The 16648-nt window shown below is 45.3% G+C and carries 17 protein-coding genes and 1 pseudogene; 13 read left to right on the top strand and 5 right to left on the bottom strand.

The features are described 5' to 3' along the window. The first annotated feature begins 119 nt into the window (after positions 1 to 119). From ABY436_RS03725 to ABY436_RS03670, 12 genes and pseudogenes are all read left to right on the top strand, one after another. Entirely contained in the window at positions 120 to 719 is a 600-nt protein-coding gene (locus tag ABY436_RS03725; RefSeq protein WP_372737685.1) for an amino acid synthesis family protein, read from the top strand. Beyond that, positions 691 to 1515 (top strand): alpha/beta fold hydrolase, encoded by an 825-nt coding sequence (locus ABY436_RS03720; protein ID WP_372737684.1) that lies wholly within the window; start codon positions 691 to 693, stop codon positions 1513 to 1515. Before ABY436_RS03725 ends, ABY436_RS03720 begins: the two co-directional genes overlap by 29 nt. 2 nt (positions 1516 to 1517) lie before the next feature. Continuing rightward, positions 1518 to 2426 carry a flavin reductase gene (locus tag ABY436_RS03715; RefSeq protein ID WP_372737683.1) on the top strand — a complete coding sequence of 303 codons (909 nt, stop codon included), beginning with the start codon at positions 1518 to 1520 and terminating at the stop codon, positions 2424 to 2426. 19 nt (positions 2427 to 2445) lie between these two features. Next, the gene (locus tag ABY436_RS03710) at positions 2446 to 3480 is read left to right on the top strand and encodes an LLM class flavin-dependent oxidoreductase (protein ID WP_372737682.1); all 1035 of its coding nucleotides are present in this window, start codon (positions 2446 to 2448) and stop codon (positions 3478 to 3480) included. Between the two features lie 19 nt (positions 3481 to 3499). Further along, positions 3500 to 4990: an aldehyde dehydrogenase gene (locus tag ABY436_RS03705; protein ID WP_372737681.1), complete on the top strand. Its 1491-nt coding sequence runs from the start codon at positions 3500 to 3502 to the stop codon at positions 4988 to 4990. A 1557-nt stretch (positions 4991 to 6547) separates the two neighbouring features. Continuing rightward, positions 6548 to 8302 carry an acetate--CoA ligase gene (acsA, locus tag ABY436_RS03700; RefSeq protein ID WP_372737680.1) on the top strand — a complete coding sequence of 585 codons (1755 nt, stop codon included), beginning with the start codon at positions 6548 to 6550 and terminating at the stop codon, positions 8300 to 8302. 162 nt (positions 8303 to 8464) lie between these two features. Next, complete coding sequence (pdhA, locus tag ABY436_RS03695) at positions 8465 to 9454, top strand: pyruvate dehydrogenase (acetyl-transferring) E1 component subunit alpha (RefSeq protein WP_372737679.1); 990 nt, start codon at positions 8465 to 8467, stop codon at positions 9452 to 9454. After that, the gene (locus tag ABY436_RS03690; RefSeq protein ID WP_372737678.1) at positions 9447 to 10448 is read left to right on the top strand and encodes an alpha-ketoacid dehydrogenase subunit beta; all 1002 of its coding nucleotides are present in this window, start codon (positions 9447 to 9449) and stop codon (positions 10446 to 10448) included. Before pdhA ends, ABY436_RS03690 begins: the two co-directional genes overlap by 8 nt. Beyond that, positions 10448 to 11656, top strand: a pseudogene (locus tag ABY436_RS03685) (dihydrolipoamide acetyltransferase family protein); the annotation flags it as partial. The gene ABY436_RS03690 and the pseudogene ABY436_RS03685, both read left to right, overlap by 1 nt. After that, positions 11571 to 11753 carry a hypothetical protein gene (locus ABY436_RS03680; RefSeq protein WP_372737677.1) on the top strand — a complete coding sequence of 61 codons (183 nt, stop codon included), beginning with the start codon at positions 11571 to 11573 and terminating at the stop codon, positions 11751 to 11753. The pseudogene ABY436_RS03685 and the gene ABY436_RS03680, both read left to right, overlap by 86 nt. Further along, entirely contained in the window at positions 11716 to 11955 is a 240-nt protein-coding gene (locus ABY436_RS03675; RefSeq protein ID WP_372737676.1) for an acyl carrier protein, read from the top strand. Before ABY436_RS03680 ends, ABY436_RS03675 begins: the two co-directional genes overlap by 38 nt. Before the next feature lie 143 nt (positions 11956 to 12098). Continuing rightward, positions 12099 to 13013 carry a DUF2189 domain-containing protein gene (locus ABY436_RS03670; protein ID WP_372737675.1) on the top strand — a complete coding sequence of 305 codons (915 nt, stop codon included), beginning with the start codon at positions 12099 to 12101 and terminating at the stop codon, positions 13011 to 13013. 277 nt (positions 13014 to 13290) lie between these two features. On the opposite strand, the gene ABY436_RS03665 is transcribed toward ABY436_RS03670, so the two are convergent. The 3 genes from ABY436_RS03665 to ABY436_RS03655 form a co-directional block, all read right to left on the bottom strand. Further along, positions 13291 to 13713, bottom strand: a complete 423-nt coding sequence (locus ABY436_RS03665) for an acyl-CoA thioesterase (protein ID WP_372737674.1) — start codon at positions 13711 to 13713, stop codon at positions 13291 to 13293. A 61-nt stretch (positions 13714 to 13774) separates the two neighbouring features. Next, positions 13775 to 14833: an alkene reductase gene (locus tag ABY436_RS03660; protein ID WP_372737673.1), complete on the bottom strand. Its 1059-nt coding sequence runs from the start codon at positions 14831 to 14833 to the stop codon at positions 13775 to 13777. A gap of 18 nt (positions 14834 to 14851) precedes the next feature. After that, positions 14852 to 15157 (bottom strand): ArsR/SmtB family transcription factor, encoded by a 306-nt coding sequence (locus tag ABY436_RS03655; protein WP_372737672.1) that lies wholly within the window; start codon positions 15155 to 15157, stop codon positions 14852 to 14854. A gap of 203 nt (positions 15158 to 15360) precedes the next feature. Here ABY436_RS03655 and ABY436_RS03650 point away from each other — a divergent pair, with 203 nt between their 5' ends. Continuing rightward, positions 15361 to 15567 (top strand): hypothetical protein, encoded by a 207-nt coding sequence (locus ABY436_RS03650; protein WP_372737671.1) that lies wholly within the window; start codon positions 15361 to 15363, stop codon positions 15565 to 15567. A gap of 161 nt (positions 15568 to 15728) precedes the next feature. Here ABY436_RS03650 and ABY436_RS03645 read toward each other — a convergent pair whose 3' ends face one another. Then, the gene (locus ABY436_RS03645; protein WP_372737670.1) at positions 15729 to 16082 is read right to left on the bottom strand and encodes a high-potential iron-sulfur protein; all 354 of its coding nucleotides are present in this window, start codon (positions 16080 to 16082) and stop codon (positions 15729 to 15731) included. A gap of 320 nt (positions 16083 to 16402) precedes the next feature. Beyond that, a partial coding sequence (locus tag ABY436_RS03640; RefSeq protein WP_372737669.1) for a fasciclin domain-containing protein occupies positions 16403 to 16648 on the bottom strand: 246 nt, incomplete at its 5' end.

Genomic DNA, 16648 nt, shown 5'->3' with positions numbered 1-16648 from the left:
GCAGGAGCATCAAGGAATCCAGATTACTATATTTTCTAACGTTTTGTTGCATGCAGCAAGATTATATGATTGTATACCATAATACAATAAACGATCTTAATTCTCTAAGAGAGTATGAAATGAAGCCTGAAATTAGAAAAATCGTCTGTTTTGAAGAAGAAACCTTAATCGAAGGTTTTAAAGAAGCGCAAACTCCTCTGCGAATGTTTGCGGTTGCTGCAGTGATCAAAAATCCGTGGGCTGGTAAATTTGTAGAGAATTTACGCCCTGAAATACTGGCTTACGGTCCGATTTTGGGGCAAATACTGACTGACAAAATCAGTGCGATGGCCGGTGGTGCAACGAATATAGAAGCTTTCGGTAAAGCGGCAGTGGTTGGCCAGAATGGCGAGATAGAACACGCTTCAGCACTAATCCATACACTTCACTTCGGTAATATCTTTCGCGAAGCGGTACAGGCGAAGTCATTTTTATCGTTCACCAATACGCGTGGTCCTGCGAATGCGCCTATCTCGATTCCTATGATGGACAAGAATGATGGCGGCCGCCGCTCCCATTATCTGACATTGCAATTCAATATCTCTGATGCCCCAGGTCCTGATGAAGTCGTCATCGTATTAGGGGGAGCAACGGGTGGACGACCTCACCATAGAATCGGTGATAGATATCAGGAACTAAAGGAGTTGGGTCATGACGTTGAAAACCCAGCAGCGGTATAAGTCAGCAAACGGGCTTGCATACTTCAAGACCGGCACAGGCGCACCGATTGTGTTGATTCATGGAGTCGGACTGCGGGCAGAAGCCTGGCTTAACCAAGTCCCTGTGCTGAGCCAACAGCATACGGTGTATGCGATTGACATGCCGGGTCATGGAGAAAGCGCTTTACTCGCTCAAGATGATGCAGGTTTAGAAGAATACGTTGATGCGATAGCAGACTGGATAAAAACAGAAATAGAGGAGCCTGTCATTATGGTGGGCCACTCTATGGGATCGATGATCGCGCTTAATTTTGCTATTCGTTACAAGGCTCTGTGTGCTGGGGTCGCCGCGCTCAATTCAGTTTACCGCAGAACGCCTCAAGCAAAACAAGCAGTGCAACAGCGTGCCCTTGATATGCTTGAAAATCCGGCGTTGGATAAGGTTACTACACCTGTTCTTCGCTGGTTTAATCAGAATCCGCAAGGCTTTGAAAAGCAAATGGCTGAGCTTTGTAAACAGTGGTTGTTAGCTGCTCCGGCGACAGGCTATGCCCGTGCCTATCAGATCTTCAGTCAAAATGATGGTCCCAGGGACGATGAGCTAGCAGCGCTGGATATCCCTGTGATCTTTATTACAGGTGACGGCGATAGCAACTCTTCAGGTCAGATGTCAGAACGCATGGCTGCACTGTGCGCGAATGGAAGCTATGCCGTGATTGCAGAGTCGCGTCATATGGTGCCGATGACTCATCCTGAAGAAATTAACCCCCTATTAGCCGAATTTGTACAGCAATGCGGCATACAAACCAGGAGATAAAAATGACAACTATTGATACCCGAGAACTGCGCAATGCATTCGGCTCATTCATGACGGGTGTAACCGTAGTCACGGCGATAAGCGAGTCGGGGGAGAAAGTCGGCTTTACCGCTAATTCCTTTACGTCCGTTTCTGTAGAGCCGCCGCTCTTATTAGTATGCCCATCAAATAATCTGTCGAGCTTTGATATTTTTAATACCTGCAAACACTTTGCAGTAAATATTCTTGCTGAAGATCAAAAGGATATTTCGAATACCTTTGCCAGCGCTAAAGGTGATCGTTTCGAAAACATTAACTGGCACAGTGATGAAAATGGCTGCCCTATTATTGAAGGCTCAGTGGCACATTTTTCTTGCTCTACTTATAGCAATATTCCTGCCGGCGACCACATTTTGCTGGTTGGACAAGTTAATGGTTTTGCGACCAATGAAAAACTGGGTTTGGGTTATGCCAAAGGCGGCTACTTCAGCTTAGGTATGGAACGCAGAGCCGAAGAACTTACGCATCTACTTGAAGGCGTGGTTGGCGGCATTATCGAGTTCGATAATAAGGTATTACTAACCGCAACTGAGCAAGGGTATACCCTGCCACAGATTGCTACCAGCACGGAACAAGGTTCACAAAAAACGGTTCGCAAATTTTTAGATGCACAAGGTCTGGATTGCGAAATCGGCCCCGTTTACTCAGTGTATGAAAATTTGAAAGCTCAAAAGTTTACGACTTATTACCGCGTTAGTGCGAATAATGGTTTGGCGGGTGAGCTGGGTGAATATATAGATATCGACAAAATTGCAGATCTTGATTTTGTCTCCTCAGACATACAAAGCATGATGCAACGTTTTGTATCAGAGAAGCAAAACGGCGCTTTCCGCTTATATGTCGGTGACAATGAAACCGGCAATATTCACTAAATAGATCAGGAGACATGTGATGAAATTTTCTCTCTTTTCACATATGGAAAGGGTTAGCGATGAGCAGACCCAAAGCCAATTATATGAAGAGTTTCTTTCTCTGTGCGACATGGCAGATAACGGTGGTATGTGTACTGTTTGGACGGGTGAACATCATGGTATGAATTTTACCATTGCCCCTAACCCGTTCCTGAACTTAGTTGATTTGGCACACCGTACTAAAAATGTTCGACTAGGTACCGGCACCGTAGTGGCACCATTTTGGAACCCTATTAAGCTTGCTGGCGAAGCAGCGATGACCGACATTCTTACCCAGGGACGTTTAGAACTTGGGATTGCGCGTGGCGCATACTCATTTGAGTATGAGCGGATGATGCAAGGCGGTATGGATGCCTGGGAAGCGGGCGAAAGGTTGCGGGAAGTGATTCCGGCCATTAAGGGTCTATGGGCAGGCAACCATACTCAGGAAGGTAAATACTACAACTTCCCTAAAACCACCTCTGCGCCTAAACCTACATCGGAGAAAGGTCCTCCGATTTGGGTGGCAGCAAGAGATATTAATAGTCATGAATTTGCAGTTGAAAATGACTGTAATGTGCAGGTAACACCTTTGTGGCAGGGCTTGGATGAAGTAGAAAGTTTGATCAGCAAGTTCAATCAAGCCTGTGAAACTTATAACAAGCGCCCTAAAATCATGATTTTGCAGCATGCTTATGTAGGTAAAGACGAGGCTGATTTGGCCCGTGCAGCTAAGCAATTAAATGAGTTTTATTGCTATTTTGGTGCTTGGTTCAAAAATGAGCGTCCTATCGATCAGGGTTTAATTAAGCGTTTGAGTCAGACAGAAATTGATTCACACCCTTTCTATTCCGCTGATCAGATGCGCAAAGACCTGATGATAGGTACGTCGAAACAGATAATCGACCGCTTAAAGCATTATCAGGATCTTGGTTATGATGAGTTTGCTTACTGGTCTGATTGCGGTATGAGTCGCGTGCAAAAAGAAACGTCACTCGCCCGTTTTATTGACGAAGTAATGCCTGCATTCGCTTAGATTTTTTGGAATAAAAATAATGAAAGACAACAATTTACCTCATTATCAGTTATTGATTGACGGCGTATGGGTCGAAGGCTCAGACAACCAAGTTATGCGCAGTAGCAATCCTGCAAACGGAGAAGAGTGGGCCACCTTTGCTTGTGCGAGTAAAGATGATGTTGATCGTGCGGTAAAAGCTGCTAGACGTAATCTGAACTCTGGCCCTTGGGCTAGCATGAACGCTACCCAACGTGGTGCATTACTGTATCGCTTAGCGGATTTAGTCGAGAAGAATGCGCAAAAGTTAGGTGAAGTCGAAACGACAGACAGCGGAAAACTTGCCGCCGAAACCGTTAGTCAATCAAAGTATGTGGCTAGCTACTATCGTTATTATGCAGGGTTGGCTGACAAGATCGAAGGTGCCACTTTACCGATTGATAAACCTGACATGCATGTATTTACGACACCTGTTCCCATCGGTGTTGTGGCCGCGGTTGTTCCTTGGAACGCGCAAATGTTTCTTACCGCTTCAAAGCTGGGTCCGGCGTTGGCTGCCGGTTGTACCGTGGTTCTAAAAGCGTCTGAGTTAGCGCCAGCCCCCATGTTTGAGCTAGGTAAACTGATACAAGAAGCCGGCATTCCTGACGGCGTTGTATCTATTATCACCGGTGATGCTGCTAATTGTGCCATTCCTTTGACTTCACATCCGGATATCGACCGTCTGGCATTCACAGGTGGCCCTGAAACGGCTAAGCATGTTATTCGTAATACAGCAGAAAACTTTGCCGTTACATCGCTAGAGTTAGGCGGTAAGTCACCTATTATCGTTTTTGATGACGCCGATTTAGAAAGCGCAGCGAATGGTTTGATTGCAGGAAATTTTGGTGCCTCGGGCCAGTCTTGCGTTGCCGGGTCTCGTGCCTTTATTCAGCGCTCTGTTTTAGAAGAGCTGACTAATAAAATCGTAGAGAAAGCAAAAAATATTATCATTGGCGACCCTCAATCAAGCAACACTCATATAGGACCTTTATGTACGCTCGCTCAAGTTGAGTGCATTGAAGGAACCTTGTCTAAAGCGATTGAGCAGGGTGCAACGATTCGCTTTGGAGGAAAACGCGCCCCACAATTTGGCTCACAAAACTACTTTGAACCAACGTTGGTTGAGTGCCCAAATGATCAGATTGAAACTCTGAAAATTGAAATGTTTGGGCCGGTTATGTCGATTGTGGCATTTGATACTGAAGAAGAAGCAATCGCGATGGCAAACGACAGTATTTACGGCTTAGGTTCAGGTGTCTTTACTCAAAATATTGCCAGGGCACATCGCGTATCGAGCAAAATCAATTCGGGAATTTGTTGGGTAAATACCTATCGCGTGACATCGCCTATTGCTCCTTTTGGTGGCATTAACCAATCAGGCTATGGTCGTGAGGCTGGCGTACAAGCAGTACTTGATTATATCAGAACCAAAACAACTTGGATCAACACCTCATCTGAACCGATGAGCAATCCATTCGTTATTAGGTAAGGCTTCGAGAGTGCCTGCATGGGTACTGTTGTTTATTACGTTTAAAAATAACACGATCCTCATCTGAGGGTCGTTTTTTTGTCTGCCTGATGGTATTCGTCCGGTAGTTCTCTTCCCACATGACTTTCTTGTTTATCTGCTCTCAAACGATTTTGCTTTTCAACTTGCCTATTATTCTATCGCTTTCATCAGGGCAACTGTCTATTTCTTCTGCTATTCCCAAATACCGTGTAGTGGTTTTTAACTTGGACTGGTAATCCTTTCCATCAATAGTAGTCTTGGGTTTGTCTGTTAACGGGAATGAAATCGTTCCGTCACTCCTTACCCTCTGAATCGACTACTCACCCCAGGCGGCTAAAAATAAATTCAGCTCTTCGTCGCCCATGCCGTGAAGGTAGACTTTAGTTACATCCGTTGAACTGTGCCCCGTAAGCAGGAAGCACCTTTAATCGGGTAACTGATGGCCTCTAACCCTCCGTCCCAAACACCCTAGCGCCTGTGTTACTGTAGAGTGTGTGTCTAAGTTCGGTCCCGTGTAACACAGTCTATCTCCTTTGTGTGGCACACCAAGGGAGTTCCAAGAACGGATTGACTGTGCTTCAGGATATTTCAGGGGGATATAACGGGGCCACTGACACAAGAACATTTTTACTTTTCAGAATACATACACGTTTTGTCTCTAATAACTTCCCTGCGCCATGGCTTGTTCTGGCATCTTGATAGAAAATTGCGCATTATTATCAGATAAGAAAATCGCCGATTTGCTAAGCGGTGCAAAAACAAGGCGTTAGCTGTATAGAGAAATAAGCATGAAAGATTACACTGATAAACATGCCGCGATAAGACATTACAGCGCCTTACGTTTTGCAATGCTTACTGTTTTTGTTGCTATAACAGCTATTATATTAAATGCATACTTTTCTTCAGATACGACTGCCAAAGATGTAACAGTTTCGGTCCCTCTGCTTCCCTACCCCGTTCACCTTATAAATATAATTGGTGTATGGGTATCCATAGTTTTTCTTACATTTGAAATAGCATTAAACTTTTATCTGGGTGGCCTCTGGTCTCAGGTTCCTTCAATATCGCCTAAACCAATTTATCGGCAATGCTACATCGTTTGGCCAGTAAGAGTTGCTGCACTATCTTTGCCTACAGGGGCGATAATCACGTGGTTCGCCATATGAAACAGCTGATCGATGTATGAACTCCCCCGCCCTCTTCCAAAAGTTAAATATAAGAGTAGTTCGGATCAGTCTAGGGAATAAGGTATCAGGAATTTCAGACACAAAAAACCGCTTAAAAGACAGCAGCAAAGTGGCTAATAAACGAGTGGCGATTCATATAACCAAACCGCATGCAGGATATTTTTCTGACGGAAAACGATGACGTTTGTACTTACACAGGCATCAATTTATTTCTGAATAACCCCTAGCCAGGGTTAATTTGACAGTTGCGTTTATTCATCGCAAGCTTGAACTGCATCTGCCATTAACAAGCCTCATTACTCGTTTAGGGGTAATCATGAATAGATGATTTATAGCTAAGGAGACAATCATGAGTTTTCCTGAGATAAAAAAATCCCCCTTAACAGCAAACGAACACAATTTAATCGACTACCAAAACACCTGTAAAGATTTTAATTGGCAGGTCGCAAAACACCGCATCGCTGGCAATGACAAGCAACTCAATATTACCTATGAAGCTGTGGATAGGCATGTAGATGAAGGTTTTGGTGAGCAAATTGCGATTCGTTGGTTAAGCAAACAGAGCCAGCAACAAGATATCAGTTACGCTGAGCTAAAGGACCAGACTAGCCGTTTCGCTAACATCCTCGAGCGCTTTGCGATACAAAGCAGTGATACTGTCTTTGGCCTGTGTAATCGGGTTCCACAACTTTATATCGCCTTGCTGGGTACCCTCAGGTTTGGTGCGGTATTTTCACCGTTATTTTCTGCATTTGGTCCCGAACCCATTCGTTCAAGAATGGAGATAGGACAGGCTCGCGTGTTAATTACGAGTGAGGCACTTTATCGTAAAAAGGTAATGCCCTGGCGAGATCAATTGAGTAGTTTGAAATTAGTACTACTCTATAATGCCTCAGATAATCTACCTGAAAATTGTTACGATATTGATGCGCTATTATCCTCTGGTAGTCCTGATTTTCCAGCGCGTTTATGCCCCCCGGAACAGTTGGCTTTACTGCATTTCACTTCCGGTACGACGGGCAAACCGAAAGGAGCCATGCATGTCCATCAAGCCGTGCTTTATCATAGTATTTCTGGCTTTTATGCGCTCGATTTAAAACCCGGAGACCGTTATTGGTGTACAGCCGATCCCGGTTGGGTAACGGGCACGTCCTACGGAATTATTGCCCCGCTTTGTAACCGTGTATGCATGATTATTGATGAGGCTGAGTTTGATGTAGAGCATTGGTATCAGTTACTCAGTGAACAGAAAATTAATGTCTGGTATACCGCTCCCACCGCAATCCGCATGTTAATGAAAGCCGGTGAGGAGGTGGCCAAAAAATATGATCTGAGTGCATTACGTTTTATCGCCAGTGTCGGAGAACCCTTAAACCCGGAAGCCGTTGTATGGGGTCAAAAAGCATTTGGCATTCCCTTTCACGATAACTGGTGGCAAAGCGAAACTGGCGGCATCATGATCGCGAACTTTGCCAGCACCGCAGTTCGCCCGGGATCGATGGGTAAGCCCTTACCGGGTATTGAAGTCGCCATCATGCAAAAGCAAAAAGACGGCTCAATTAAACCCGCAACAGCAGCGAATGAAATTGGCGAGTTAGCCTTGAAAAAAGGGTGGCCATCTATGTTCCGCGGTTACCTGAATGAAGAGCTACGCTATCAAAAATGTTTTATTGGCGATTGGTATCTGACTGGCGATTTAGCGATGTGTGATAACGATGGCTATTACTGGTTTGTCGGCCGCGCCGATGATGTGATCAAAAGCTCAGGACATTTAATCGGCCCTTTTGAAGTGGAAAGCGTCTTGATGGAAGATCCTGCCGTTGCGGAAGTGGCGGTCATTGGCTTACCCGATGAGATCGCCGGAGAGGTTGTCAAAGCCTTTGTCGCTTTAAAGCCAGGCCATCCGGGTGATGAGGCTTTAGCTAAAAAATTATTAGGCCATGCGCGGAAACGTTTAGGACCGGCAGTCGCCCCAAGGCAGATAGTGTTCCGCCAAAATTTGCCGAAAACCCGGAGTGGCAAAATCATGCGTCGTTTATTAAAAGCACGGGAATTAGGTTTACCCGAGGGTGATATTTCCACTTTGGAAAGTGATGAAGCCTAGGGTCAGTTTATCTTTGAAATTTGCCCCTGTTGAGTCTGAAATTTTCTCAATCAGGACGCCACAAATGAGGTTTAGTTGTTCTGAATGAATGCTGAGCAAGGATAAACAGACCCTCATAATCGGCAAATACATGGACAGAAAGTTTGCCAGGGAGATGAGATCATGGGCAATGAAAAATTGCATATCAATCGTAGCCATCTACATTTATTACTCAAACAAATGTTACGTATCCGGCGTTTTGAAGAACGTTGTGTCAGCCTGTATGGCGAAGAAAAAATTCGTGGTTTTTTGCACCTGTACAATGGTGAAGAAGCCATTGCTGTGGGTGTCATGCAAGCGCTAACGACTGAAGATGCGGTACTTGCCACCTATCGCGAACATGGCCATGCTTTGGCACGCGGGGTGCCCATGGAGAGTCTCATGGCAGAAATGTTTGGTAAAAAGAGCGGTTGTAGTGGCGGACGCGGCGGTTCGATGCACCTGTTTGCTAATGAACAGCGTTTTTATGGTGGCAATGCTATCGTTGCCGGCGCTTTGCCATTAGCCGTTGGCATCGCATTAGGCGATAAGATGCAGCAGAAACACACTGTCACCTGTTGTTTTTTCGGTGAAGGAGCCGTTGCTGAAGGGGAATTTCATGAAAGCTTAAATCTCGCTAAATTGTGGCAACTGCCTGTCTTATTTATCTGTGAAAACAACCGTTATGCCATGGGCACAGCCCTGGAAATAGAAGAGTCCAATCAACAAATTCATTTAAAAGCAGCGAGTTATGGCCTCTCCGCACAGGTTATTGATGGTATGAACGTCGTTGAAGTTGAACGCGCTGCAAAACTTGCCTGTTCAGCAATACGTAACGGCGCAGGACCACAATTTATAGAGTGCCAAACCTATCGCTTTCGTGGTCATTCCATGTTCGATACCCAGCTGTATCGTGACAGTGCAGAAGTAAATGAATGGAAAAAAAAAGGCCCTGTCTTACAGTTAAGTCAGTGGCTGAAAAACAATCACCAAATACAAGAAGAAGAGATTCAAGCCATGGAGTTGGCAGTCGATGAGGAGATCACTGCCGCTGTCGATTTTGCGGAAGCGGCTGAAATTGAACCGCTAGAGACTCTATTGCAGCATGTTTATGGGGAGATTTCTGATGAATGAAATAACCTTCAGAGAAGCATTTAAAGCGGCCATAGTGGAAGCATTAAACAACGACCCGCGCGTCTTTTTAATGGGGGAAGATGTAGGAAATTATGGAGGCTGTTATGCGGTTTCCAAAGGTTTGATTGATGACTTTGGTGCGCAAAGGATCATTGATACGCCGCTATCGGAATCAGGGTTTGTCGGTGCGGGCATTGGTGCTGCAATAGCGGGAATGCGTCCTATTGTGGAAGTGATGACCGTTAATTTCAGCCTGCTCGCTTTAGACCAGATCATCAATAATGCCGCAACCTTAAGGCATATGTCGGGGGGGCAAGTTTCAGTGCCGCTGGTGATTCGTATGGCCTGCGGTGCGGGCAAACAACTTGCCGCTCAACACTCGCATAGTTTTGAAGGGTTATATGCCCATATACCGGGTCTTAAGGTACTTTATCCCGGGACTATCGGCGATGCCCGCTACATGTTAGAGATGGCTTTAGCTGATCCCGATCCAGTGATCATTTTTGAACATGTGATGCTCTATAATCAACAGGCTAGCTTGCCAGAAAAACATACCGTTGCCCCCATGGAGAAAGCCGTTATCCGTAAAACCGGAACCGATTTAAGTATCATCACTTGGGGAGGTTGCTTATTTAAAGCACTGGACGCTGCGGAGCAATTGTTAAATTCAGGCATTAACGCAGAAGTTGTTGATCTTCGCTGTTTACGACCATTAGACAGGGAAACGATATTAGACTCAGTACAACGCACTCACAAGGCTTTGATTATTGATGAGTCATGGAAAACGGCTGGTATGTCCGCCGAAATAAGTGCCACTATCGCCGAACAAGGGCTATGGTATTTGGATGCGCCAATTCGCCGCGTCTGTTCTAAAGAAGTACCGATTCCCTACGCCACCCATTTAGAGCAAGCGAGCTTGCCGCAAGTAGCCGAAATAATAGCGGTTGCACAGCAGATGGTCGCAGAATCTCAAATTGCGATGGGGGACAAATAATGAGCACCAACGAGCATGATTTAAAAATGCCCTCTTTTGGCTCAGATATGCATAACGGCTGCTTGACCGAGTGGTTAGTTAAGGAAGGTGATCATATTAAACGGGGTGATGTGGTAGCGGTCATTGAAACAAGCAAAGGTGCCATCGAGTTAGACATATTTGAAGATGCGCAGGTATTACAATTATTGGTTAAAGAGGGTGACATAGTTGCAGTAGGCGAGCCGATTGCGCGTTTAAGTGCAGCTAAGACAAGTAGTAAACCAGCAACAACTAACCAAGAAAGCACCCTGACAACACCAGCAAAAGCGCTTGATTTAACAACGATTGAAACATCAACAAGCCAACAAGCCGCAAACAGTCATTTAGCGACACACAAAAACTTTGTTCTGGCAACGCCAGCAGCACGCCAGTTAGCACAACAACAGCAGTTATCCCTCGCTGCAATATGTGTTAATAACAACAATAGAGTCGTCACCTTAGCAATGGTTGAGCAAGCAAGCCAAGATCAGGACCCGAACAGCCATCAGCATAAACACACACAGGTAAAAACAGGCTTTGATAAGGATGCCATGCGGCAGGCGATCAGTGATACGGTGACCCGTTCAAAACGAGAAATACCGCATTATTACTTAACTCAGCGTTTAGATATCAGCGCATTACAGAATCACCTACAACGTTATAATAATAGCGTGCCTGTCTCGCAACGCCTGTTACTAGCGGCTCCCTTATTATGTGCCATTGCCCGTTTACTAATCACCAACATACAATTTAATGGTGAATATCTTGAAGGGAAATTCCAGCCTGGTGAAACTGTTAATCTGGCAAACGCGATCAACTTACGCGGTGGCGGTTTAGTCATGCCGGTGATTCATGATGCGCAAAACCTTAGCGTAGAATTGATGATGGAAGCGCTTAAAGAGCAAGTTTCTCGGGCACGGAATGGGAATTTAGTTTACTCGCAATTAACTGGCGGCACTTGCACGGTAACCAGTATTGGCGAGCGAGGGGCTGAGCAAATGTTTGCTGTTATCTACCCTCCTCAGGTGGCAATTATTGCCCTGGGAAGTCCACATCAGGAAGTGCTGGTAATTGATGACGCAATCCACATACGCTGGGTTATTGATGCCAGTCTGGCTGCCGACCATAGAGTCAGTGATGGCCATAGTGGAGCACGTTTTTTATATCAACTTAATCAACTATTACAAAATCCGGAAAGTTTATGGCAAACGCCAGGTTAAACTTATAAAAATTGGTATATGGAGGGTTTATGGATACGAAGGAACTACGAGAACTGATCCTGACTGAGTTGTGTAATATCGCTCCTGAAATAGAAAAAGATGAGGTGCCTGATGATCAGGATTTCCGCGAAGCCCTGGAACTGGATTCGATGGACTTTCTTAGTTTAGTGATCGCAGTATCCCAAAAAACCAAGGTCAATATTCCTGAAGTAGACTACCCAAAAGTATTAACCCTGAATGATATGATTGATTATATCAATAACAATTAGTGCATAAAGACAGGCGGGATTAAGTAAACTGTCCCCGAAATTCAGATCACAACGCGCGGAGTCAGGCGTGAATGACACGCACCTCGTTTGTGTGGTCGCTGTCGACAAGCATGAGCCAAATACAAGGAACAACAATAGCCAGGATGGCTAAAGTGGTTATTCAATACTTCTCCCAGCCAGCGTTATATAGCTCGGTCGCCAATGTGATCCAAAAAATAACCCGCGGCGTATATTTCACAAATAAGAAATTATTTCCGAAAAACGGACTGGAGAATACCATGTCAACATTATCCTCAGAACTAAAGATAGATATACCAGCAGATGTAAATCCCATTGCTGCCAAGGTTGAGGTAACTGCGTCCTTACGCTGGATTCAAAAAGGTGTTCAGGATTTTCTCAGTGCACCCTTTTTAAGTGTGCTTTACGGCGCCCTATTCGCCGGGCTATGCGCCGGTTTGTTTTTTGCGACCCTGAACGCGCCATGGTTTACTCTCGCGTTCTTAACCGGCCTTGTATTTATCGGCCCATTTGTGGCTGCGGGACTGTATGCCGCCAGCCGGGACATCGAGCGGGGAATAACGCCTAGTATAGTCGGCAGTTTGCGCCTGGTAATCAAACGCAAGACCGATCTGGCACTCTTTTCGCTGCTGCTGACGCTAGTATTTGCAGCCTGGATCCGTTTTTCAGCTCTGCTGCTTGCGGTTACAACCAGCACCCTAAACCCGACAGTCAACGCATATGTGAGCCTGCTGTCCAGTTCAGACGGTTTGATAACTCTGGCCTTTTTTGTCGGTATAGGTTTGCTGCTGACAACTGTCGTGTTTATTTTCAGTGCAGTGGCTATCCCCTATATTCTGGATAAAAACGTCAACTTCATCAGTGCGATGACAACCAGCTACCAAACTGTAACGGCTAATTCTGCAGCCATGTTTATCTGGGCGGCGACAATTGTTCTGTTGACAGCTATTGGTGTAGCAACGGCATTCGCCGGTCTAGCCATCATCTTTCCTGTTCTTGGGTATGCTACCTGGTACAGTTACAGAGCATTGATCAAATAACCTTGCGCGGATAGATAACTGACCGTTGTTCCAACTTACCCGGAGCAACGGTTAATAATGGTCTTATACCCCGCTCCAAACCCTCGTTGGCTGATGTGATATAAACCAAACTACATACTGGATGATTTCTGACGAAAACGATAATGTATGTAATTACCCAAGGGTGAATTTATGTTTAATTATTTCGTTGCCCGCGTTAATTTGACAGTATCTATTGACTATTAGCTATTGGGGACTGAATCCCCATCCTTGGATTGGGGACTAGCAGTTTAGCTACTTAGTAAGAATAACCTTCCATCGCATAGGCGGGGAGGTCTTTTTCATTTGGCACGGCAATCGGACTCCCGGCTTCATCAATAGCAACAAACTTAAAGGTCGCTTCTGTAACCTTCTCGCGTGTGCCAATTCTTCCCCGTCTCGCCCATGCTTCAACGTGTATATTCATAGACGAACGCCCCACCGAAATAATATCAGTGTAGACACCTAATATATCACCCACTTTTACAGGACGAATAAAGCTCATACTATCCAACGCCACCGTAACAACACGACTTTGCGCACGCTGTCCGGCACAAATACCCGCAGCCATATCCATTTGTGACAACACCCAGCCACCAAAGATATCACCTGAAGGATTGGTATCGGCAGGCATAGCGATGGTGCGCGTCGTTAAACGGCCTCTTGTTTCCTCGACAGACATAAATCTCACCTTGAATTTTACTTGAGTACTAATAATGAAGGTAACACGAGTTAACTTATCATTACCGGATAGTCAGCACCGGATAATCAGTATAACCCACCGCACCTGATGCATAGAAGGTCGAAGAATCCGGCTCGTTAAGGGGTGCATCCTGACGCAAGCGCGCTACCAGATCCGGATTGGCTATATAGGTTTTACCAAACGCGACGGCATCTGCAACACCCTCTTCTAACAACTGCTCCGCCTGAGACTTAATCAACTGCTCATTAATGATCACGGCACCACCGAAGCGCTGTTTAAGCATCCGCGTCAGACCTGGCGCATTGAAATGCTCACGAGTAAAGATAAAAGCGATGTTACGTTGCGCCAAGGCCTGCGCCACATATCCAAACGTCATTTCAGCATCACTATCTCCCATCGTATGCGCATCACAGCGAGGCGACAAATGCACACCTACCCGACCTGCCCCCCAAACGCTGATGGCTGCATCCGTGGCTTCAAGCAAGAAGCGGGCACGATTTTCAATGCTGCCACCGTAACTATCGGTACGATGATTAGTCGAATCCTGCAGAAACTGATCCGGCAAATAACCATTCGCACCATGGACCTCTACGCCATCAAAACCGGCGGCTTTGGCATTTTCCGCACCCTTTTTAAATGCCTGAATGATCTCGTCAATCTCATCAATGCTAAGCGCACGCGGAACCTCATAAGCCTTCTCCGGGCGCACCAGGCTGACATGCCCTTGTGCCGCCAATGCACTGGGAGCAACCGGCAGTTCACCATTCAGATAAACCGAATCGGAGATACGCCCTACATGCCATAGTTGCAGTACGATTCGTCCACCGGCCTTGTGTACCGCGCTGGTTACCTTTTTCCAGCCCTCAACCTGCGCATCGGACCAGATGCCCGGTGTATCCGGATACCCGACCCCCATCGGTGTTACCGACGTCGCTTCAGTAATAATGAGACCCGCATCGGCGCGCTGTGCATAATACTCAGCCATCAGCTCATTGGGCACGCGTCCTTCACTGGCACGGCAACGTGTTAAAGGTGACATCACAATACGGTTTGGCAATAAGAAATCACCCATTTGAACGGGGCTAAACAAGGGACTCATAACGACTCCTGAAACGCTCTATAGTGTTTGTTGAATTTGCTCAGTAAACTCGCGGATAACCGCTTCATTTCGCTGATAATAGACCCACTGTCCACGGCGCTGAGAACTCAGCAAACCGCTACGCTGCATTAAAGCCAGATGAGAAGAAACCGTAGACTGCGACAATCCAGACTTTGCAAAAATCTGGCTCACACAAACGCCCTGTTCAAAGCCATTAGGTTGCACCGTAAACTCCTGTTCAGGCTGTTTCAGCCACTGCAGAATCTCACGACGTACCGGATTTGCCAGTGCTTTAATAATCTGATCCAGGTTTTCATCAATCATAATCAATCCCATCCTGCGAGTCATAATATGATATATCGGAATATATCGATATTTACAGCCTGATCATTTCAATAGTGTGTTGCAAAATTCAGCATGAGCTCACACGCAACGTCACATTTGTTCGGTGCGTTGTCGTACTAAGTGGAAGTAAATAATTGCTTATAGTATGTTCCTAAATATAAGAGCTGACCAAGGTGATTAGTATGGCCCACATTGAGGAATTAGAATTATCGGCACATCGCAGCGACATTATTAAAGATGTAAATGATTTAATTGAAAAATATCGGACTATTTTTGAATGGGATGTGCCGGAGATAGATGAGAGTCTGACAAACACGTTAATTATAAACGAAGTTCGTAAAGCGCTTGATGATATTCAAAAGGAATTACCTGGAAAAACAGAGCAGTAAAAAACATTAACCGCTAATTCAACTTCCAGGTGCAATACTCACTTTTATAACCCGACAGGGTACTGCCAAGTTAGTGAGTTTTTGTATGTAAAGGTGAAATCTTCGTGCTTCATAGTGTAGTAGCTCAGACTAAATCTGAGCTACTACAGATTGTTATAAAATTAAGGTTTTTTAGCATAAGCTGAACACCATCCTGACGCGCTAACTTGCTTTCCAGGAAAAATAGCACAGGCTCCTGCTGTAGCTGATTTACTGGTATATAAAGCACAACCATCACACCTTTGTTCAACGGTGTGCTTTGGCTGTTTTGCTGCATCTACGGTGGTTGTATCTTTTTTGTAACCTAAGCCAATGGCCATTGGATCATCTTCGGTTAATTCGGGTAGCTCGTCAGCGGAAGCGCTAGTTGCAATAATAGAACCCGCTGCAACAGCCGTTAAACCAACAAGGCTTTTCTTTAAAAGATTTCTACGTTTAAGATCAATCGTACTGTGTTTCATTTTTTCTTCCTTCAATAGTAATGATGCATCGTGCTCGAATAAAAGTATCTTCGATATTTTTAAATCTTGGCAGAGACTATCACCAGGCCTTTACTCAATCCTCCTGTGTTATGAGGACTGCTGCCGAAAAAACGAAGCTTCGCTTTTGACGGCAAACGAGGTTATCGTTTCAGCATTTCTCAGTGAAAAATACTTATCCATTTATAACCACTGTCCTGTTATTTCTATTTGCAGCCAATCTGGCTATTTCTAACGTTTCAGTAATCTTGCGGCTATTTGCGTTTGAAATAAAAAAGGACGTAGTTTAGAAAAACCAGGCCCCATTATGTGGTCACTTATTCCGGTAAAAGCACCGTGTCGATAACATGTATAACACCGTTACTCGCCTCTACATCAGTCATAACGACCTTGGCATTGTTGACCATTACATCCCCATCAGTGGTCTTAATCATTAGCTGTTCACCCTGTACTGTATCTGCGCTTTCTAATTTCACGACATCAGCAGCGTTCACTTTGCCGGATACTACGTGGTAGGTGAGCACAGAAACGAGTTGATCTTTGTTTTCAGGCATCAGTAACAT

The sequence above is a fragment of the Neptunomonas sp. genome, from assembly GCF_041601355.1.
Lineage (GTDB): Bacteria > Pseudomonadota > Gammaproteobacteria > Pseudomonadales > Balneatricaceae > Neptunomonas.
This window is presented reverse-complemented; position numbering and strand designations above follow the sequence as displayed.

What these genes read in the sequence shown, in the direction of transcription:
- ABY436_RS03725 (WP_372737685.1), top strand. Translation starts at nt 120, where the DNA reads ATGAAGCCTGAAATTAGAAAAATCGTCTGTTTTGAAGAAGAAACCTTA.
- ABY436_RS03720 (WP_372737684.1), top strand. Translation starts at nt 691, where the DNA reads ATGACGTTGAAAACCCAGCAGCGGTATAAGTCAGCAAACGGGCTTGCA.
- ABY436_RS03715 (WP_372737683.1), top strand. Translation starts at nt 1,518, where the DNA reads ATGACAACTATTGATACCCGAGAACTGCGCAATGCATTCGGCTCATTC.
- ABY436_RS03710 (WP_372737682.1), top strand. Translation starts at nt 2,446, where the DNA reads ATGAAATTTTCTCTCTTTTCACATATGGAAAGGGTTAGCGATGAGCAG.
- ABY436_RS03705 (WP_372737681.1), top strand. Translation starts at nt 3,500, where the DNA reads ATGAAAGACAACAATTTACCTCATTATCAGTTATTGATTGACGGCGTA.
- acsA (WP_372737680.1), top strand. Translation starts at nt 6,548, where the DNA reads ATGAGTTTTCCTGAGATAAAAAAATCCCCCTTAACAGCAAACGAACAC.
- pdhA (WP_372737679.1), top strand. Translation starts at nt 8,465, where the DNA reads ATGGGCAATGAAAAATTGCATATCAATCGTAGCCATCTACATTTATTA.
- ABY436_RS03690 (WP_372737678.1), top strand. Translation starts at nt 9,447, where the DNA reads ATGAATGAAATAACCTTCAGAGAAGCATTTAAAGCGGCCATAGTGGAA.
- ABY436_RS03680 (WP_372737677.1), top strand. Translation starts at nt 11,571, where the DNA reads ATGCCAGTCTGGCTGCCGACCATAGAGTCAGTGATGGCCATAGTGGAG.
- ABY436_RS03675 (WP_372737676.1), top strand. Translation starts at nt 11,716, where the DNA reads ATGGATACGAAGGAACTACGAGAACTGATCCTGACTGAGTTGTGTAAT.
- ABY436_RS03670 (WP_372737675.1), top strand. Translation starts at nt 12,099, where the DNA reads ATGGCTAAAGTGGTTATTCAATACTTCTCCCAGCCAGCGTTATATAGC.
- ABY436_RS03665 (WP_372737674.1), bottom strand. Translation starts at nt 13,713, where the DNA reads ATGTCTGTCGAGGAAACAAGAGGCCGTTTAACGACGCGCACCATCGCT.
- ABY436_RS03660 (WP_372737673.1), bottom strand. Translation starts at nt 14,833, where the DNA reads ATGAGTCCCTTGTTTAGCCCCGTTCAAATGGGTGATTTCTTATTGCCA.
- ABY436_RS03655 (WP_372737672.1), bottom strand. Translation starts at nt 15,157, where the DNA reads ATGATTGATGAAAACCTGGATCAGATTATTAAAGCACTGGCAAATCCG.
- ABY436_RS03650 (WP_372737671.1), top strand. Translation starts at nt 15,361, where the DNA reads ATGGCCCACATTGAGGAATTAGAATTATCGGCACATCGCAGCGACATT.